Below are 18,090 nucleotides of genomic sequence, written 5' to 3'. Positions count from 1 at the left end.
AGCCCCGGCCCGGCCGTCGTCGCGATCCGCTAGCGGATCAGTAGTACTCGCCCTGGCGGTAGTCCCAGGAGTTGAACTGCTCGGCGAGGTTCAGCATGATGCGCTCGTAGTCGAGGCCGCGGCGGATCAGCACGGGGCCCGGGGTGATCGAGCGCTCGCCGCCCTGCACGGGGATGAGGGCGCCCGAGGCGTCCACCATCGAGACCATGACGCCCTGCTCGTGGCGGGAGTCCTCGTCCTTGTCCGGCTGGATCGAGGAGACGTAGGAGTCGGCCGAGACGATGACGTCGGCCTCGTTCTCGATCCGCTCGCCGATGTTCGCGACGCGGCCGCGGTTGCCCACGCCCGAGGGGTTGGCCGAGCTGGCGAAGGTGAGGGTGCGGTCGCGCTCCCACATGGTGGCGACCAGCTGCTCGGCCGGGCGGCCGAAGCGGATGACGAAGCAGCTGGTGCCCCGTCCGTCGCGGACCAGCTCGCGGGCGTCCTCGTCGATCAGGTCGACGGCCTCGGCCTTCCACGGGAGGATGCAGCCGAGCAGGACGTCCTGGTCCCAGTGCTTCTGGTAGAAGGCGAGGACCTCCTCGTTGAGCTCGGCGAGCTCGGTGAGCTGCTCGATGCTGGAGCAGAGCACGACGCCCGGCTTGTTGCGGTTGCGCTGCTTGGCCGAGAACTTGCGCTCGAGGCCCGCTCCGTCGGTCGTCATCAGGATGTAGCCGACCTTGGTCGCGCAGACGACCAGTCCACCGGGGGCGTAGAGCGCGTCCACCGCTTCCGCAGGAGCCTGCTCACGCCATTCGATCACCGTCGTGCTGGTCATTCTTTCCCTTTCGTGGTGTCCAGAGACGCCATGGGCGGGGCCCCGGCCGAGCGGAAGCCTAGCGGATCGCCTCCCGTCGTCCGCGGCGGTGATGCCGCGAACGGACGCGCACCGGGCTCCGGATCGACTCCGGTGCCCGGTGCGCGCCCGTCCGCGCCGCGCGCGCCGACGGGACGGCTCAGGCGAGGGCCGTGAGCGAGCCTCGCGCGAGCGTGTTGACGGTCAGATGGAAGCCGACCAGCGAGGCCGGAGTCGACTCGTCGACCGGCAGCGTCGGCACTCCGAGCGCGTGCACCGTGAAGAGGTAGCGGTGCGGGCGGTCACCGGGCGGCGGGGCCGCACCGGCGTAGGCGAGCGACCCGAGGTCGTTGAGCGCCGGGCGCCCCACTTCCGTCGAGCCGGCGGCCAGCTCGGTGACCTCCTTCGGGATGTCGACCAGGACCCAGTGGTGGATGCCGCCGAGGGTCGGCGCATCGGGGTCGAACACGGTCACGGCGTACGACTGCGTGCCCTCGGGGCCGGCGCTCCAGCGCAGGGACGGGCTGGTGTCGCCGCTCCCCTGGGCCTCGGCGAGCCGCTCGCCGTCGGTCACGTCGTCGCTGGACACCTCCAGGGGCGCCGTCGCGGGCAGGAAGTCGAGCGGGTGCGGGGGCGTGCTCCTGGTCAGATCGGTCATGTCGTTCTCCTTCTCTCTCAGTCGGTGACTCGGCCGCGGACGCCGTCGAGCCAGTAGTCGGAGTGGCGGTCCGCGGTCGCCGCGTCGCGGAACGAGTACGTCTTCAGCAGCCAGCGGAAGCGGGTCTTGTCGCGGTCCTGGACGTCGACGAGCTGACGGCTGTGCAGGCCGTCCTGGTTCGCGATGATCAGCAGGTCCGCGTCGCGGATCCGGTGGTACTGCTCGCTGACCTTCGAGAGCGCATCGCGGAACTGCCAGAGCGCCCACAGGTGCGGCAGGTCGTCCGGGTCGGCCGGCACCGTCCGGGTGTCGTAGTAGCGGAAGCTGTGCTCGTTCTCGAGCAGAGCGTGCTGGTCCGACACGATCTGGTTCTTGTTCTGGGCGCGCGAGAGCTCGTCGAACGGGGTGATGTAGACCGCCTCGCGCAGGAGCGCCTGGTTCTCGGGTGAGATGAAGCGCAGGATCTCGCGGCCGTCGACGTACTTCGTGTAGACGAGGTCGGTCTCGGGCGTGCGCAGTCCCAGGAGCGAGATGAAGTCGGCGCGCACCGGGTGCGCGGTCCGCTCGTTGTGCCAGTACAGCTCGCCGTCGGTCTTCTGCGTCTGGGTGTTCGAGAAGCGGTTGTCGGCGTAGACGTCCTGGAAGAAGTCGCCGTTGTTGCGGGTGGCGTACGCGAGCAGCGGCGAGCCGAGGTACTGCGACTGCAGCTCGAGCAGGCCCTCGCCGACGAACGTCAGCTTCTTGCGGTACTTGTCCTCGAGCGCGTCGTCCTGGTCGAGCCAGGGGATCTCGTCGTCGACCGGGTTGTTCGAGATCAGGTGCGCGTAGGTGATCTTCTCGTCGCGCTCGCGCCGGATGCGGGCGAGCGCGTCGACGAAGCCCTGCGGGACGTCGCCGCTGTCGATCAGCGCGGCGATCGCGTCGCGGAAGCGGTCGTAGTCCTTGTAGGGGTCGATGGCGACCGCCAGCAGCGACTGCTGGAGGGTCGATCTGTCGGAATCGGAGAACGTGTAGATGGGCTGCATTGCTTCACTCCTTGCACGTGGATGAGGGACGCCGCCGGCGGGCTCTTCCCGGACTTCCTCTGTCACTCCGCTTCCGCGGTGACGGCCCTCCTCTCCTGTCGTCGCATCGAGACGGCCCCGATCGTCTGCGCGAGGACCGCGAGGACGACGAGGACGATGAGGGTCGGCGCGGTCCCTCCCGTGAGGGGGACGAGTATCCCGGCGCCGACGAGCAGGACGGCCTGGAGGATCCCCTGGTTGCGCTCCAGTCCGCGCATCACCGCGACCCGGGCGCCGTCCTCGAGCCCGTTCATCGCCGGCGCCAGGGCGATCATCGTCGCGGGCCGCACGAAGCCGCCCGCGATCCCGAGCAGGGCCAGTCCGGCGATCGCGGCGCCGAGCACCCCGAGGGTGGTCAGGGCGAGGCCCAGCACCTGGGTGAGCGCCGTCAGCCGGAAGACCAGGGGCGTGCCGGCGATGAGCGGCGAGAGCCGGGCGGCGGCCAGGCCGGCGAGCGTGTAGAGGCCGAGCACCAGGCCGAACGCGGGCAGCGTCAGACGCAGCTCCTGGAACAGCAGCAGCGGGATCACGAAGGTGTAAGCGGCGAGCAGGACGGCGCGGTTCACGGAGTAGTAGAGGGACCAGAAGCGCACCGCGGCGGGCAGGACGGCCGGCCGCACGGCGCGCGCCGCCACTCCCGAGGCGGCGCTCGCGCCGAGCGGCAGGCGGGCAAGGAGCACCACGGCCAGCGCGGCGCACGACACGAGCGCGTTGAGGAGGAACGGCAGCCGGTCCCAGAGCGCGAGCGAGGCGGCCCCGAGCACTCCCGCGCCGAAGGAGGCGAGGAACATTCCGCTCTGCACCCGCGTCTCCTGGCGGCGAGCATCGGCTCCGGCGCGCAGCGAGGAGGCCAGCGCGGCGTCCCGCCCGGCCGTCAGCGAGAAGCCGCAGCCGGCGAGCAGCTGGCTGATCACGACGGCGACCGGATCCGCGTCCAGCACGATCACGACGAGGCCCAGTGCCTTCACGCCCTCGCCGACGACGAGCGCGCCCGCCGAGGACAGGCGGCGTGTGAGCGGCGAGAGCGGGCCGTCGGCGAGCGCCGCCACCACTCCGTAGAGCGCCAGCAGCAGCGCCACGGCCAGGATCGGGTAGCCCCGCGCCAGCAGGAACACCGCGACCACGGGCAGGTGGAAGTAGGCGCGCGAGACGATCCGGTAGACCGTGATCAGCCCGGCGGCGCTGCGGCCGCGCGGGGCGTCCCCGCGCCCGAGGTCAGACAAGGGAGGGCACGACGACCCGCAGTGCGTCGGCGCCCACGTCGCCCTGACGGACGATCGACGCGCCGCCCACGAGGGAGACGATCGTGCTGCTCATCGTGGAGTCGGGGGCGGTGGTGCTGCGGATCAGGTAGTCGCTGTCGCCGCCGAGGTGCTCCGCGGCGAGGTCGAAGTCGACGAGTCCGGTCGACACCGTGCCGCTGATGTTGGCGGAGGTGGCCGCGAGCGGCAGGCCCGCGAATATCGAGAGCAGGTTGATCGGGGCGCTGAGGTTGTGCACGACCGACACCGTGTCCTGGCCCGAGGTGACCCAGTCCGGGACGACGGGCTTGCGGCGCAGGATGACGTTCAGCGGCCCCGGCCAGAACGCTGCGACGAGCGCGTCCATGTCGGCCGTCTCCGGGGCGAAGGCCCAGGTCGCCCAGTCGCGGGGCGCGGAGACGAAGAGGGTGAGCGGCTTCGCGCCGTCCCGCTTCTTCATGTCGTAGAGGCGGAAGCAGGCGCTGCGCGAGAAGGGGCTGGCGAACACGCCGTAGTTCGTGTCGGTCTGCGCGATGACGGTCGCGCCCTCGCGGAGCTCCTGCCCGACGCGCCGGAGCTCGTCGAGATCGGTCGCGTCGATGATCTGTGCCGTCATGGGTAGTGCTCCTGCTGCGCTCGGGCGCGTCCGGGCGGGGCCGGATCGCGTCGCTGTCGTGTGGCCCGCTGACGGCGGCGCCCCACGGAGGGCGCCTGGCGGGTCGGACGGCGGAGGCCGTCCGGATGCGGGTGACCACGGAGGAGAGATGCGGCTGCGTCCTCCCCCCGAGGACGTCTGCCCGGTGAAAGTAGCAGGGTGCGCATCCGGCCCGCGTGTTCGCGACGCTGCATGACGAAAGAAGTCGTCGACTTCGGGGAGCAGGGTCGGGGATCGGTATGTTCCGCTGACGCGCCGCGTCTCCGCGGCGTTCTCCCGGCTCCGCGGATCCGCGCGATCGTCCGTCTGGCGGCGCACCACGGCCGGGGCTGGACGGCTCGCGGCGACCCGGTCTCCGGGCCCTCCCGCTCCTCGACAGAAGGACCGCCCATGACCGACTACTGGCCCGTGCTCCTCATCCTGCTCACGATCGTGGCCGTCGTGGTCCTGATCGTCGTGCTGAAGGTCGAGCCGGTGATCGCCCTCCTCGTCTCGGCCCTCGGGCTCGGCCTCGTCTCGGGGCAGGGCGGCGAGGGGACGGTGACCGCGATGACGTCCGGATTCGGCGCGGTCCTCGGCGACATCGGCCTGCTGATCGCGCTCGGCCTGCTGCTCGGATCGCTCCTGGAGGCGCTGGGCGTGGCCCCACTGCTCGCCCGCTGGCTCGTGAAGCGCTTCGGTCGGCGCGCGCTCCCGGTCGCCTACGCGCTGACCCTGGGCGTCGCCTTCCCCTCGATCTACTCCGACGTGCTGGTCGTGATGAGCGCACCGCTGACTCGTCTGGCCTCGCGGGGGCTCGGTGCCGGTGGCTACGGGCTGCTGGCCGGCTCCTCCATCGTCGGGATGATCGTGGGCGTGGTCTTCGTCGTCCCCGGAGCCGCCGCGCTGGCCACGGCAGGCATCGCGGGCGCTCCCCTGCCGTCGATGGTCGCCATCGGCGCCCCGCTGGGCATCGTCACCATCGTGCTGACCGTGCTGGTGTACAGCGCCCTGGTGAAGCGCGGCGGCTGGCGGGACGAGCGCGACCTCGAGGGCGGGGCGGTCCCGGGGCCCGCTCTCGAGCCCGAGGCGGGCGCGGCCACGGGAGGCACGGCGCTCGCGAAGCGGCGGGTGCCGCTCGCGCTGGCCGTCGCTCCGATCGCCCTCACCATCGTGCTGATCGCCGCGAACTCGCTCACCCAGCTGGCCGAGCTCGACGTCCCCCTCCTGCGGTTCCTCGGCGACGCGCACATCGCGCTGCTGGCCGGCTTGGTGCTGGCCTACGCGACGGCACTGCGGACGCTCCCGAAGGGCGCCGTGGCCACGGCACTGGGCGGAGCACTGACCCGCAGCGGCCCGATCGTCGTCCTGACCGGGGTCAGCGGCAGCCTCGCCGCCGTGGTCGGAGGAACCGGGGTCGGCGACGCGCTCGCCGGCGCCTTCGACGGGCGGGCCCTCTCGCCGATCCTGCTCACCTGGGTCGTCGCGGCCGTGCTGCACGCGGCGATCGGCTCGGTCTCGACGGCCGCGATCACCGCGGTCGGCATCGTCGCCCCGCTGATCCCCGTGCTCGACGTGAACCCGGCGCTGATCGCCCTGGCCGCCGGCTCCGGCGCGCTCTTCCTCGGGATGGTCAACGCCAACGCGTTCTGGCTCTTCAAGTCCGTGCTCGGCCTCACCGTGCGGGGCACGTTCACCGCCTACTCGCTGACGCTCTCGATCGCCTCGGTGATCTCGCTGCTGGCGCTGCTGGTGGCGGGAACGTTCGTCTGAGCGTCGGCCGGCCCCCACGAGGCCACGCTCGCGAGGTCGGCGCCGAACTCGACCCGGAGGCGCACGGGCGCGCCCCCGCGCAGCACGCCCGGCAGCCAGAGGCGGGCGTCATCCCACATCCGCTCGAACGGCACCTCCTCGACCGGGACGAAGGCGGCGGCGAGCTCGCTCGACTCGGTGACCTCGCCGGTGACGCGGCGGCAGAGGAAGACGTGCGAGCGCTGGCTCCAGGCCGGCCGGTGCGGGAAGGAGTAGTCGAGCACGCCGCGCGGCTCCAGATCGGCCGCTCGGGCGACGAGCCCGGCCTCCTCCTGCAGTTCGCGGACGGCCGCGTCGACGGGCGACTCCCCGGGCTCGAGCTTGCCGCCGGGGGCGACCACGCGGCCCTCGCCGAGGCCCCTGCGCTTGCAGCCGAGGAGCACCTCCGCGCCCCGCGGGCCGTCGCGGAGGACGTAGACGACGCAGACCTCGGGCAGCCCCACCGCGCACCTCCGCTCCGACGGGCCGGGAGCCCGGCACCGCCGTCGTAGGCTAGCCCGGTGACGACGACCGCGCTCGAGCGCTTCCAGGCCCTGCTGCGCGTCGACACCGTGTCCCACTCGGACGAGTCGGCGACCGACTGGAGCCGCTTCCACGCCTTCCGGGAGCTCGTCGCCGAGCTCTACCCGGCGCTGCACGCGGCGCTGGAGTCCGAGACCGTCGCCGGCCACTCCCTCCTCTGGCGCTGGCGGGGCGAGGAGCCGGGCGAGCCGGCCGTGCTGATGGCCCACTACGACGTGGTCAGCGTGACGGCGGCGGAATGGTCGCACGACCCGTTCGCGGCCGAGACGGTCGTCGCCGCGGACGGCCGCACCTCCGTCGTGGCGCGCGGCGCCCTCGACGACAAGGGCTCCCTCGTCGCCCTCCTCGAGGCGGTCGAGGCGGCCGTCCTGCGGGGCGAGCGGCCCCGGCACGACGTGTACCTCCTCTCCACGCACAACGAGGAGACGGCGGGCGACGGCGCCCCCTCGGTCGTCGCCCTGCTCGGCGCGCGCGGGGTCCGCCCGCGCCTCGTGCTCGACGAGGGCGGGAACGTGCGGCGCGGCATCCTGCCCGGAGTCACGACCCCCCTCGCCGTGATCGGGGTCACCGAGCGCGGGATCATGAACCTCGAGCTGACCTGCCGCGACGTCGGCGGCCACGCCTCCGCTCCGCCGCCCCCGCCCGGGCTGCTCGCCACCCAGCGGCTCGCGAGGGCGATCCACCGCCTGACCGAGAACCCGTTCCCCTCGACCCTCCCGGAGCCGATCGCCCAGCTGGTGCGCGCGGCGGCCGACCACGCGGACGCGGCCCACGCCGTCTGGTACGCCCGCCCGCACGAGCACCCGGACGCCGTCGTCGGCGCGCTCGCCGCCCACTCCAACCGCTCGGCCGCGATGCTGCGGACGACGGTCGCGATCACCGAGCTGCGCGGCAGCACCGGAGCGAACGTCCTCGCCTCCAGCGCCAGCGCCACCGCGAACGTGCGGATCAACCCGGGCGGCACCGTGGCGGGCGTGGTCGAGCGCATCCGCGCCGTCATCGACGACCCGGAGGTCGAGGTCGAGGTGAAGGTCGCCCACGAGCCCTCCCCCGTCTCCCCCACCGGCGAGCGCGGCGACGGCGGGCCGTACGACCTGCTCCGCGCGGTCGTGCAGGAGTCGTTCCCGGAGGCGGTCGTCGCTCCGTACGTGCAGACCGGCGGCAGCGACGCGCGGCACTTCCACGCCATCAGCGACCACGTCTACCGCTTCATCCCGTTCGAGATCAGCCCGCGGCAGCAGCTCGGGATCCACGGGGTCGACGAGTCGGTCGAGGCCGACCAGTTCGAGCGCGCGATCGCCTTCTACGCGCGCCTGCTCGCGCGGCTCTGAGCCCGGCGTCGGGACCGCCGGGTCGGAGGAGGACATCGGAGCGGCGTCCCTGGCACAACCTGGGAGAACCGTTCGATGACGCGCCGACCGGTGTTGGCCCGGAGTTCACCCCGCGATGATGGACTGATCGCAGCGGGGTCGCCTCCGCTGGAGCAGTGCGCAAGTGCCGACGCCGGGTCGCGTGATCCGGCTCCCGCCGATCGTGGAACCCGAGGATCATGTCCCTCCGCCAGGCCGAGTACCCCCGGCCCAACCACTTCATCCTTCACCTGAGCGACACCCACTTCATCGCCGGAGACGGCGGCCTGTACGGCTCCGACGTCGACAGCGAGGCCCAGCTGCGGCTCCTGTTCGACGAGCTGGAGGCGTCCGGCGGACGTCCGGAGGCCGTCGTCATCACGGGTGATCTCGCCGACAAGGGCGAGCCGGAGGCGTACGCGAAGCTGCGCGCCGTCGTCGAGCCCGCGGCCGCACGCCTCGGCGCCGAGGTGATCTGGGTGATGGGCAATCACGACGACCGCGGCGCGTTCCGCTCGGGGCTGCTCGACCAGCTCCCGACCACGCAGCCGGTCGACCGCGTGCACGACGTCAACGGGCTCCGTATCATCGCGCTGGACTCCACCGTGCCCGGCGCCCACTACGGCGAGATCTCGGACGCGCAGCTCGATTGGCTGGCAGAGGAGCTCTCCAGCCCGGCCCCGCACGGCACGATCCTCGCGCTGCACCACCCGCCGGTGCCGAGCGTGCTCGACCTGTCGGTCCTCGTGGAGCTGCGCGACCAGCCCGCCCTCGCGGAGGTGCTCGAGGGCTCCGACGTCCGCAGCATCATCGCGGGCCACCTGCACTACTCGTCGACGGCGATGTTCGCCGGCATCCCGGTCTCGGTCGCGTCGGCCACCTGCTACACCCAGGACCTCAACGTGCCGGTGGGAGCGACCCGCGCCCGCAACGGCGCCCAGGCGTTCAACCTGATCCACGTCTACGACGGCACGGTGCTGCACTCGGTGGTGCCGATCGGCGCCTCGACCGAGGTGTCCTACGTCTCGGCGAACGAGACGCAGCGGATCCTCGCGGACCACGGCGTCGAGATCGCCGCGGCGACGGCGGCCCCCGTCGCCCGGGACGAGGAGCTCTACCCGCCGCTCGTGGAGCGGGTGGGCGTCAGCGCGTAGCGGCGCGGCGGGGCGTCGGGGTCGCTCCCACGCCTCCGGGCGCCGCGTCGACCGCGTCCTCGGACACGGCCGGCGGTGTCAGCGCCCGCCGGCGCGGTCCCGCGCGAACAGCCATCCGGCGAACGCCAGCGCCGCGGCCAGCGCGACGCCCACGCCGACGCCCGCTCCCACTCCGATGCCCGGGAACACGAGCGAGCTCGCCAGGCCGAGAAGCAGCCCGGCAACCGCTCCCCCGACGGCCCAGCCCACGGTCAGTCCTCGCGCTCCCACGGAGCCGGGATCGGGTAGTACTCCTCGAGGAACCCGATGACGGCCTTGGTGCGCGCCTCCGCCGAGATCTCGGGGAAGCTGCCGTCGTTGAGGCAGAAGAAGTCGACTCCGCGGTTCTTGAGGAGCTTGCGCATGTCCTTCAGCCCCTGGTGCATCGTCGTGTCGACGTACTTCACCGAGGCGTTCTCCTGCACGACCGCGCGGCCGGTCATCAGCGCGTAGTAGTGGTAGAGCGAGTTGGTGACGGAGACGTCGCTCGCGGAGCGGAAGCGGCTCGCGGCGGTCGCGGTGAACTCCGGCTCGAACTCGGCCTCGAGCTCGGCCATCACGGTCTTGCGGAGCGGCGTGGCGGCGTGCTCGAGGTGACGGGTCGTCATCGCGCCGAAGCGCTCGCGGAGCAGGCGCCGGTTGACGCGGGCCGCGTTCTCGAAGCCGCTGCGGGAGGCGTTGGAGTCGCCCATGCCGATGCGCGTCGTCGCCTCGATGAACTTCGTGATGCCCCCGGGCGAGAAGAAGATCGACGGGTCGACCGGGCGCCCGAAGAACATGTCGTCGTTGGAGTAGAGGAAGTGCTCCGCCAGCCCCGGGATGCGGTGCAGCTGGCTCTCGACCGCGTGGGAGTTGTGCGTCGGCAGCACCGAGAGGTCGCGGAAGTGGTCCTCGCTCCGCACGAGGGTGACGTCCGGGTGCTCGTCCAGCCAGCGCGGGCGCGGGGAGTCGGTGACGATGTAGATGTGCCGGATCCACGGCGCGTACATGTAGACGCTGCGCAGGGCGTACTTGAGCTCGTCGATCTGGCGGAAGCGCGCCGGAGCGTCGTCGCCCTCGCCCACCACGTAGCTCGCCATGCGGGCCGCACGGGCGCGCTGGAACTCCAGGTCGGTGCCGTCGACCCACGAGAAGACGATGTCGACCTCGAAGCGGATGTCGCTGACGAGCGGCTCGAACATGCCCTCGAACGTCGGCCATGTGCGGCCGTACGCCTCGACGTGGGCGTCGATGGCTTCGGCGACGGGGAGGCTGTTGCGCATGAGCGCGTTCTCGGCGGGAGTGATGATCTCCTCCTCGCCCACCTTCCACAGCTCGAGGCGGACGCCGCTGCGGGCGCCGTAGCGCAGCGATCCCGTCGAGGAGACGCGCGGGCGGAAGAGCTTGAAGACGGAGGCGCGCGGATACGGCGCGAGCACGCCCTCGGCCAGGAGCTGCGGCGGGGTGCCCCGCTTGTCGACCGTCTTGGCGTAGAAGGGCTCGGTCGCGAAGGCGCGCGCCAGCAGCGTCGCCAGCTCGGCGCCGAGCACGCGGTCCACCGCGAGGAAGGGCGAGCCGTCGGTGCCGCGGATGAGGCGGTAGGGGAATTCGGCGGCGTCGAGGACCTCGCCGATGGCGATCAGGTCCTCGGTCCAGGCCGCGCGGGGCGTCGTACTCGAGTTCACCAGCGAGAACAGGCCGGCATGGACCACGACGTCGTCGCGGTCGAAGTGGCGCGGGCGCAGGAGCGGTGACGGAAGAGCACGGACGGAAGGCATGATTCACATTATCCGCCGTGGATTTCGTCCGTGTGACCGGGCCGTCGGCTTGACAGCGACCGCGGGGCCGCACGGTCAGCGCGAGAGCGACCCCAGACGGTCCCCCGCCTTCTCCGCGGCCTTCGCGGCCCGCCTGGCGCGGTGCCGCTCCTCGGCGGCGACGACCCCCAGCGCGAAGGCTCCCTCCCCGCTGCGATCGGCCTCCGCCAGGATCAGCGCACGGGCGGCGAGCGCGTCGCGCTCCTCCCCCAGGGCGTCGGCGAGGTCCTCGCCCGCCTCGGCGAGCGAGCGGCGCCGGGCGCCGACGGCCTCGGGGACGACCGCCCGCCACGCCTCCACGGTGTAGCGGAGCCGCTTCGCCGCCTTCCGCAGGTCGTGACGAGCCTCGAGCGAGCCGCCGGCCGCCGCGGAGCCCGCCGCGGAGATGCGCGCGAGGTCCTTCGCGACGGAGCGGCGCACCAGCGCCGTCGCGCTCGAGCCCGCCCGCGCGGTGCGGGGCGGATCCGCGAGCAGGGCGTCGAGCGAGGCGAGGAGCGCGAGGTAGCGGCCGCCGCGCAGAGTGCGGTCGACGCGGCGCAGCGCCGAGGCGTGCCGGTGCTCGATCTCCTCCAGCAGGGCGGTGGGGGTGCTCGGGGCGCCCTCGACGGCCGCCAGGGAGGCGCGGAACCGCTCGGCGAGCACCTCCTGGTCGCGGGCCGCGCCGAGGACCCCTCCCAGCCAGCGCAGCTCGTCCCGCACGGGGTCGGTCGCCGCACGGTCGAGCACGGAGCGGGAAGCGGCGAGGACGGACCGGAGCCGGCGCGCGAGCACGCGCATCCGGTGCAGGGCGTCGTCGGCCTCGAGGCGCACCCGCGGGTCGACGGCGCGCAGCTCGCGCAGGAGCGAGCGGACCGCGGCGAGCGCCGCCTCCCCGCCGTTGCGGGGATCCGGGACCGTCTCCTCGATCGGGCCGCCGGTGGCCCGGGCGAGCTTGGAGGCGCTGGCGGCCGGACGGGCGCCCGCGGCGAGGAGGCGCTGCTCGATCGCGTCGAGGACCCGCTCGCCCTCGTCCCCCGGGACGTCGACGAGCTCGACCTCCCACTCCCTCCAGCGCCGCTCGCGGCCGGTGCGCTGGTCGCGAGCGGTCACCAGGTCGTCGGCGACCTCGGCGAGCTCCCGCCCGTGGGAGTCGAGGGCGCGGGTGATCGAGCGGACCGTCTCGAGCAGCGCCAGCGGCTCGAGCGGCGCGCGCCCCACCTGCCCGAGCACCGGCTCGCGGACGGCGGACGGGACCGTGCGCGAGGCCGTGAGCTCCGCGTGTATCTCGGTCCGGCCGGAGGAACCGGGCAGCTTGACGTGCCAGCCCTGGTCGGATCCGCCCTCGCGGCGGCGCAGCGTGATCCGCGCCCGGGACAGAGCGCGCTCGGCGGTGTCGAAGTACTCGGCGCGGAGGGTCACCGGCTCCTCCGTGCGGACGCTCGCGACGCTCCCGGTGCCGGACAGGTCGGGCAGCCGGGTGCCCGCGTCGACGTCGTACTTGCGCTCGACCTCGGTCTGCACTCTCCGCGCACCGCCCGCCCGGGACGTCGCCGACTCGTTCTCCGCACCGCTGGCCATGCTCCATTGTGATCACGCCCGGCGCCGCTGCGGCACCCCGGGCGGCCAGGGGCGCCCTCGCCCTAGGCTGGAGCGATGACCGCGCCCGTTCCGCCCGTCGCCCGCCGCGTCCCCCTCGAGCGCCGCCACCACGGCGACGTGGTGGTCGACCACTACGAGTGGCTGCGCGAGAAGGAGAGCCCCGAGGTGATCGCGCACCTCGAGGCCGAGAACGCGTACACCGAGGCGGTGCTGGCTCCTCTCGCTCCGCTGCGCGAGCGCCTGTTCGAGGAGATCCGCTCGCGGACGAAGGAGACCGACCTCTCGGTCCCCGTCCGGGAGGGCTCCTGGTGGTACTTCTCGCGCTCCTACGAGGGCCGCCAGTACGCCGTGCACTGCCGAGCGCCGATCAGCGGGCCGGACGACTGGACGCCGCCGTCGATCGCCGAGGGCGGTCCGCTCGAGGGCGAGCAGGTCGTCCTGGACGGCAACGCGGAGGCGGAGGGGCACGACTTCTTCTCGCTCGGCAGCTTCGACGTCTCGGCCGACGGCCGACGGCTGCTCTTCGGCACCGACGTCGAGGGCGACGAGCGCTACACCCTCCGCATCCGCGACCTCGAGACCGGCGAGGACCTGCCGGACGTCATCGAGGGGACCGGCGGCGGAGCGACCTTCGGCGCGGACGCGCGCTTCGTCTTCTACCCGACCGTCGACGAGTCCTGGCGCCCCGACACGATCTGGCGGCACGAGGTCGGCGCCGGGACCCCGGACGAGGTCGTCTTCGCCGAGCCCGACGAGCGCTACTGGATCGGCGTGGGCCTCACCCGCAGCCGCCGTTTCCTCGTCATCGAGATCGGCAGCAAGATCACGAGCGAGTGCCTGCTGCTGGACGCGTCCGACCCGACCGGCTCCTTCCGCTCGGTGTGGCCGCGCCGAGAGGGCGTGGAGTACGAGGTCGAGCACGCCGTCGTCGACGGGCGCGACCGCCTGCTGATCGTGCACAACGACGGCGCCCTCGACTTCGAGATCGTCGAGGAGCCGGCCGACCTGTCGCTCGACGCCGACGCCCGGGCCCGCGAGCGCCGCGTGGTGGTGCCGCACCGCGAGGGTCGCCGGATCGAGGGCGTCGACGCCTTCGCCGGGCACGTCGTCGTCTCGTACCGCGCCGACGGAGCCACCCGGCTCGGGCTGCTCCGCGAGGACGGCGCCGGAGCGCGGCTCGAGGAGATCGTCTTCGACGAGCCGCTCTACGACGCGGGCCTGGCGGGGAACCCGGAGTGGGAGCAGCCCTCCCTCCGCCTCGCCTACACCTCGTTCGTCACCCCCTCGACCGTGCTCGCGCTCGACGTCGCGACGGGCGAGCGCACGGTGCTCAAGCAGCAGCCGGTGCTCGGCGACTACGACCCCGCGCTGTACGTGCAGAGGAGGGAGTGGGCCGTGGCGGAGGACGGCACGCGGGTGCCGCTCTCGCTCGTCTGGCGCCGCGACGCCGCCGATCCGGACTCGGCCCCCGCGCCGCTCCTCCTCTACGGCTACGGCTCGTACGAGGCGAGCATCGACCCGGGCTTCTCGATCGCGCGCCTCTCGCTGCTCGACCGCGGCGTCGTCTTCGCCGTCGCGCACGTCCGCGGCGGCGGGGAGATGGGCCGCTCCTGGTACGAGAACGGGAAGACGCTGGCGAAGCGGACGACCTTCACCGACTTCGTCTCCGCGGCGCGGCACCTGGTCGACGCGGGCTTCACCACTCCGGACCGCCTGGTCGCGCAGGGAGGGTCGGCCGGCGGCCTGCTGATGGGCGCGGTCGCGAACCTCGCCCCGGAGGCGTTCGCCGGCGTCCTCGCGCAGGTCCCGTTCGTCGACGCGCTCACCTCGATCCTCGACCCGTCGCTCCCGCTCACGGTGATCGAGTGGGACGAGTGGGGCGACCCGCTGCACGACGCCGAGGTCTACGCCTACATGAAGTCGTACTCGCCCTACGAGAACGTCCGCGAGGACGTGCAGTACCCCCGGATCCTCGCGACGACGAGCCTCAACGACACCCGGGTGCTCTACGTGGAGCCGGCGAAGTGGGTGGCCAGGCTCCGCGAGGTCGGCGCTCCCGCGCTGCTGCGCACCGAGATGACTGCGGGACACGGCGGGGTGAGCGGACGCTACGAGCGCTGGCGCGAGATCGCGTTCGAGTACGCCTGGACGCTGGACGTGCTCGAGCTGGCCTGAGCGCCCCGCCGCAAGCCCCTCCGCCCGTCGTCCGCGGCCAGTAGGGTTCGGGGTGCCGACGGAGGGAAGAGCATGAGCGCAGGCCTGTCTATCGACCGCATCGCCGCATGGGTGGCGGACCAGAGGTGGTACGCGAGCAAGGGGCGGCGCCCCGAGCTGGAGGTCCGCGGCGCCTGGTCGCTGCACCCCGGAGAGGCGGAGGTGGTGGACCACCTCTTCATCGACCGGGCAGGCACGAGCCCGGTGCTGTACCAGGTGCCGGTGACCGTCCACGCGGCTCCGGTGCCCGGGCTCGAGGACGCCCTCGTCTACTCCGACGACGCGCACTACGTGTACGACGCTCCGCGCGACCCGGTGTTCGCCCGCGCCCTGCTCGGGATGATCGCCGACGGTGGCCGCTCCGACGAGGACGGCGCCCAGGGCGGCGCCCGCGCCGAGGGCCACCGGCAGCCGGGTGCCGCGATCGGGGCGTTCGCGTCCTCGAAGGTGCTCAGCGGCGAGCAGTCGAACACCTCGGTGATCGTCCGCACCACCGCCGACGACGGATCCGACGCGACCCCGGTGATCGTCAAGGTCTTCCGCGCCCTCCACCACGGCGACAACCCGGACGTGACGGTGCAGTCGGCGCTCAACGCCGCCGGGAGCGCCCTCGTCCCGCCCGTGATCGGCAACGTGACCGGCGAGTGGGACGACGAGGGCGAGGAGACGGGCCGCGCCTTCGGGCACCTCGCCTTCGCGCAGGAGTTCCTCCCCGGGGTCCAGGACGCGTGGCGCGTCGCCCTCGAGGCGGTCGCCGCCGACTCCGACTTCACCGGACCCGCCCGCGAGCTGGGCCGCGCCACCGCCGAGGTGCACGCGACGCTGGCGGAGGTCATGCCGACCGAGGACACCACGTCCGAGGTCGTCGAGCGGATGGTCGCGGCCATGCGCCGTCGCCTGCGCATCGCCTCGGCAGAGGTCCCCGTGATCGCCGAGGACTCGGAGGCGATCGAGGCCGTGTTCCGCGCCGCCGAGACCGCGCCGTGGCCGAGGCTCCAGCGCATCCACGGCGACTACCACCTCGGGCAGGTCCTGTCCGTGCCCGATCGCGGCTGGGTGCTCCTCGACTTCGAGGGCGAGCCGCTGCGGCCCATGCACGAGCGCCGTCTTCCCGACGTGGCGCTGCGCGACGTGGCGGGGATGCTGCGCTCCTTCGACTACGCGGCGGGTGCGCACGAGCAGGCCGAGCCGGGCGCCTCGAGGGCGGCGTGGGCGGCGGCGAGCCGTGCCGCGTTCCTCGAGGGCTACGCCGAGCAAGCGGGCGACGCGGTCACCGCGCACCGGGCGGTGCTCGACGCGTTCGAGCTCGACAAGGCCGTCTACGAGGCGATCTACGAGGCGCGCAACCGGCCGGAGTGGCTGTCGATCCCGGTCGCCGCGGTGCAGCGCCTCGCCGGACGCTCGTAGGGTGGCAGGCATGAGCGACGACATCGACGACAAGAAGCCCCTGGACCCGCTGAGCGACTTCAGCATCCCGGGCGACACCGATCTGCACACGACCGGCGATGCCTCGGGCGCGGACGGCGACGAGGTCGCGGAGCCCGGAGCGGACGAGGACTGAGCCGCCTGCTCTGCGGGGCCGGCCGCCGGCTCGGCTCCGCGGAGCCGGCGGCCGGCCTAGCCCAGCGGGGCGAGCGGCTCGACCGCCGGCCCCTCCAGCACCGTCCCGTCGGCTGCGAAGCGGGAGCCGTGCAGCGGACAGTCCCAGCTGCGCTCCGAGTCGTTCCAGGTGACGATCCCGCCCAGGTGCGGGCACACCGCCGACACCGCGCAGCGCCTCCCCTCGACGGTGGAGACAGCGACGGGCTGCAGGCCGTCGCGGGCGAGCGAGCCCTGGCCCTCCGCCGGCACCACCCCGGCCGAGCGGGGCGCGCGGAGCGCTGCCGACCAGCCGCGGGCGTACCAGGCGCCCACCGCCAGCCCGGCGCCGAGCCCCTCCGCCATCACCCGCGGCAGCGTGGGCCGGCGGTGCAGCGTCCTCGCCCAGGCCGGCGTCCCGCCCTCGAGGTCGGCGACGAGCGTCATCGCGGCCTGCACCGCGTTGGTCATCCCCCACTTGTCGTAGCCGGTCGCCAGGAAGATCCGTCCGCGGCCCCGCGGCAGCCAGCCCACGAACGGCACACGGTGGAACGGCTCGTAGTCCTGGGCGCTCCACTGCGCGACCGGCTCCGCCCCCGGGAAGGACCGCCGCGTCCAGGCGACCAGGTCGTCCACCGCCTCCGAGGTGACGGGCCTGCGCCCCACCGGGTGGCCGTTGCCGCCGATCAGGAGGAGCCGCTCGCCGTCGCGCTCGGCGTCGCGCACCGAGCGGGACGGCTCGTCGACCGAGAGGTACATGCCGTCGGGGATCGGCGCGTCGGTGCGGAACGCGACCGCGTACGAGCGCAGCGCGGCGATCTTGGCGAAGTAGAGGCCGCGGTCGAGGATCGGCGCGCCCGTGAGCAGGTAGGCCCGGTCCCCGGTCACCGGGCCCGCGCTGGTGCGGACCCGGACAGGAGCGGTCGCTCGCATCCCGAGGGCCCGGACGCCCTGTACCAGGGTGCCCCCGGCGGCGCGGAAGTCGGCGGCGAGCGCCGTGAGGACGTCCATCGGGTCGAACTGGGCCTGGTCGTCGAGGGCCACGGCCGCCGTGCTGGGGAAGGGCACGTCGAGCTCGCCGACGAGGCGGGTCGCGAGGCCGAAGCGGCGCGCGGTCGCGTGCTCCTTCAGAACGGCGTCCACGCCCTCGGGCGTCTGCGCGTAGCTGTAGGCGGTGCGCCTCTGCACCGGCACGCCCGCGCCCTCGCAGTAGTCGAGCAGCCAGCGGAAGCCCGCGAGGTTCGCCGCGACGTAGGCCTCGGTCACCGCGGGGATGTTGCGCTCCGCGATCCGGGAGAGGTGCGCTCCCTGCAGGAGGCTGAGCTTCGCCGTCGTGTTCCCGGTCGTGACCGCGCCGACCTCCCGCGCCTCCAGCACCAGCACGCGCCGGCCGGTCCGCTGCAGGAGGAGCGCGGTGACCAGCCCGGTGAGTCCGGCGCCGACCACGACGTCATCGAAGTGCGCGCCCGGCATGAACTCGTCGGAGGGGATCGGAGCCGCGCCCGCCCGCCAGAGGGAGCGGGGCCGCGGGGCCGTCGTGGTCGTGTCCTCCGGAGTCATCGGGAGTCCCTCCGTTCAGGGGCCGGACGGCCCGCGAGCGACGCTACGCGGAGCCT

Annotated in this window: 16 protein-coding genes; 6 read left to right on the top strand and 10 right to left on the bottom strand. The window is 73.3% G+C overall.

The genetic code is table 11. The features are described from left to right. Positions 1–37 precede the first annotated feature (37 nt). The 5 genes from C5C36_RS10845 to C5C36_RS10825 all read right to left on the bottom strand — a co-directional run bounded on the left by C5C36_RS10845 (position 38) and on the right by C5C36_RS10825 (position 4,414). Complete coding sequence (locus C5C36_RS10845; RefSeq protein ID WP_104223084.1) at positions 38–817, bottom strand: L-threonylcarbamoyladenylate synthase; 780 nt, start codon at positions 815–817, stop codon at positions 38–40. A gap of 178 nt (positions 818–995) precedes the next feature. Further along, positions 996–1,493, bottom strand: a complete 498-nt coding sequence (locus tag C5C36_RS10840; RefSeq protein ID WP_104223083.1) for a YbhB/YbcL family Raf kinase inhibitor-like protein — start codon at positions 1,491–1,493, stop codon at positions 996–998. Positions 1,494–1,510: 17 nt separating this feature from the next. Beyond that, a complete protein-coding gene (locus C5C36_RS10835; protein ID WP_104223082.1) occupies positions 1,511–2,518 on the bottom strand; it encodes a TauD/TfdA family dioxygenase in 1,008 nt (335 codons plus the stop codon). Positions 2,519–2,580: 62 nt separating this feature from the next. Further along, positions 2,581–3,780 (bottom strand): hypothetical protein, encoded by a 1,200-nt coding sequence (locus C5C36_RS10830; protein ID WP_104309738.1) that lies wholly within the window; start codon positions 3,778–3,780, stop codon positions 2,581–2,583. After that, complete coding sequence (locus C5C36_RS10825; RefSeq protein WP_104225616.1) at positions 3,773–4,414, bottom strand: L-threonylcarbamoyladenylate synthase; 642 nt, start codon at positions 4,412–4,414, stop codon at positions 3,773–3,775. Before C5C36_RS10825 ends, C5C36_RS10830 begins: the two co-directional genes overlap by 8 nt. A 429-nt stretch (positions 4,415–4,843) precedes the next feature. On the opposite strand from C5C36_RS10825, the gene C5C36_RS10820 reads away from it, so the two are divergent. After that, on the top strand, positions 4,844–6,205 hold the full coding sequence (locus C5C36_RS10820; protein WP_181133805.1) for a GntP family permease: 1,362 nt from the start codon (positions 4,844–4,846) through the stop codon (positions 6,203–6,205). Here the strand turns inward: C5C36_RS10820 and C5C36_RS10815 are convergent. After that, on the bottom strand, positions 6,133–6,687 hold the full coding sequence (locus tag C5C36_RS10815; protein ID WP_181133804.1) for an 8-oxo-dGTP diphosphatase: 555 nt from the start codon (positions 6,685–6,687) through the stop codon (positions 6,133–6,135). The two genes, C5C36_RS10820 and C5C36_RS10815, sit on opposite strands and share 73 nt — an antisense overlap. Before the next feature lie 57 nt (positions 6,688–6,744). Here C5C36_RS10815 and C5C36_RS10810 point away from each other — a divergent pair, with 57 nt between their 5' ends. Next, on the top strand, positions 6,745–8,097 hold the full coding sequence (locus C5C36_RS10810; RefSeq protein WP_104309736.1) for a M20/M25/M40 family metallo-hydrolase: 1,353 nt from the start codon (positions 6,745–6,747) through the stop codon (positions 8,095–8,097). A 218-nt stretch (positions 8,098–8,315) separates the two neighbouring features. Beyond that, positions 8,316–9,269 carry a phosphodiesterase gene (locus C5C36_RS10805; RefSeq protein WP_104237890.1) on the top strand — a complete coding sequence of 318 codons (954 nt, stop codon included), beginning with the start codon at positions 8,316–8,318 and terminating at the stop codon, positions 9,267–9,269. Positions 9,270–9,347: 78 nt separating this feature from the next. On the opposite strand, the gene C5C36_RS17630 is transcribed toward C5C36_RS10805, so the two are convergent. The 3 genes from C5C36_RS17630 to C5C36_RS10795 form a co-directional block, all read right to left on the bottom strand. Then, complete coding sequence (locus C5C36_RS17630; RefSeq protein WP_159939285.1) at positions 9,348–9,518, bottom strand: hypothetical protein; 171 nt, start codon at positions 9,516–9,518, stop codon at positions 9,348–9,350. Between the two features lie 2 nt (positions 9,519–9,520). Beyond that, on the bottom strand, positions 9,521–11,065 hold the full coding sequence (locus C5C36_RS10800; protein WP_104233778.1) for a stealth family protein: 1,545 nt from the start codon (positions 11,063–11,065) through the stop codon (positions 9,521–9,523). Between the two features lie 75 nt (positions 11,066–11,140). Next, positions 11,141–12,661 carry a CYTH and CHAD domain-containing protein gene (locus tag C5C36_RS10795; RefSeq protein WP_104309735.1) on the bottom strand — a complete coding sequence of 507 codons (1,521 nt, stop codon included), beginning with the start codon at positions 12,659–12,661 and terminating at the stop codon, positions 11,141–11,143. A 75-nt stretch (positions 12,662–12,736) separates the two neighbouring features. Between C5C36_RS10795 and C5C36_RS10790 the strand changes: the two genes are divergently transcribed. The 3 genes from C5C36_RS10790 (at position 12,737) to C5C36_RS17625 (ending at position 16,457) form a co-directional block, all read left to right on the top strand. Further along, positions 12,737–14,857 (top strand): S9 family peptidase, encoded by a 2,121-nt coding sequence (locus tag C5C36_RS10790; RefSeq protein ID WP_104309734.1) that lies wholly within the window; start codon positions 12,737–12,739, stop codon positions 14,855–14,857. Positions 14,858–14,929: 72 nt separating this feature from the next. Then, positions 14,930–16,303 (top strand): phosphotransferase, encoded by a 1,374-nt coding sequence (locus C5C36_RS10785; RefSeq protein WP_104262519.1) that lies wholly within the window; start codon positions 14,930–14,932, stop codon positions 16,301–16,303. A 10-nt stretch (positions 16,304–16,313) separates the two neighbouring features. Further along, a complete protein-coding gene (locus tag C5C36_RS17625; protein WP_181133803.1) occupies positions 16,314–16,457 on the top strand; it encodes a hypothetical protein in 144 nt (47 codons plus the stop codon). Between the two features lie 56 nt (positions 16,458–16,513). Here the strand turns inward: C5C36_RS17625 and C5C36_RS10780 are convergent, their stop codons facing one another. Further along, complete coding sequence (locus tag C5C36_RS10780) at positions 16,514–18,034, bottom strand: FAD-dependent oxidoreductase (RefSeq protein WP_104309733.1); 1,521 nt, start codon at positions 18,032–18,034, stop codon at positions 16,514–16,516. Positions 18,035–18,090 lie beyond the last annotated feature (56 nt).

Source organism: Rathayibacter sp. AY1G1 (assembly GCF_002932095.1).
GTDB lineage: Bacteria > Actinomycetota > Actinomycetes > Actinomycetales > Microbacteriaceae > Rathayibacter.
Note: the sequence above shows the minus strand (reverse complement) of the source record. Positions and strands in the feature narration are given on the sequence as shown.

Bases quoted from the DNA above. Each gene is read 5' to 3' on its own strand.
- C5C36_RS10845 (WP_104223084.1), bottom strand. From the start codon at position 817: ATGACCAGCACGACGGTGATCGAATGGCGTGAGCAGGCTCCTGCGGAA.
- C5C36_RS10840 (WP_104223083.1), bottom strand. From the start codon at position 1,493: ATGACCGATCTGACCAGGAGCACGCCCCCGCACCCGCTCGACTTCCTG.
- C5C36_RS10835 (WP_104223082.1), bottom strand. From the start codon at position 2,518: ATGCAGCCCATCTACACGTTCTCCGATTCCGACAGATCGACCCTCCAG.
- C5C36_RS10825 (WP_104225616.1), bottom strand. From the start codon at position 4,414: ATGACGGCACAGATCATCGACGCGACCGATCTCGACGAGCTCCGGCGC.
- C5C36_RS10820 (WP_181133805.1), top strand. From the start codon at position 4,844: ATGACCGACTACTGGCCCGTGCTCCTCATCCTGCTCACGATCGTGGCC.
- C5C36_RS10805 (WP_104237890.1), top strand. From the start codon at position 8,316: ATGTCCCTCCGCCAGGCCGAGTACCCCCGGCCCAACCACTTCATCCTT.
- C5C36_RS10800 (WP_104233778.1), bottom strand. From the start codon at position 11,065: ATGCCTTCCGTCCGTGCTCTTCCGTCACCGCTCCTGCGCCCGCGCCAC.
- C5C36_RS10795 (WP_104309735.1), bottom strand. From the start codon at position 12,661: ATGGCCAGCGGTGCGGAGAACGAGTCGGCGACGTCCCGGGCGGGCGGT.
- C5C36_RS10790 (WP_104309734.1), top strand. From the start codon at position 12,737: ATGACCGCGCCCGTTCCGCCCGTCGCCCGCCGCGTCCCCCTCGAGCGC.
- C5C36_RS10785 (WP_104262519.1), top strand. From the start codon at position 14,930: ATGAGCGCAGGCCTGTCTATCGACCGCATCGCCGCATGGGTGGCGGAC.
- C5C36_RS17625 (WP_181133803.1), top strand. From the start codon at position 16,314: ATGAGCGACGACATCGACGACAAGAAGCCCCTGGACCCGCTGAGCGAC.
- C5C36_RS10780 (WP_104309733.1), bottom strand. From the start codon at position 18,034: ATGACTCCGGAGGACACGACCACGACGGCCCCGCGGCCCCGCTCCCTC.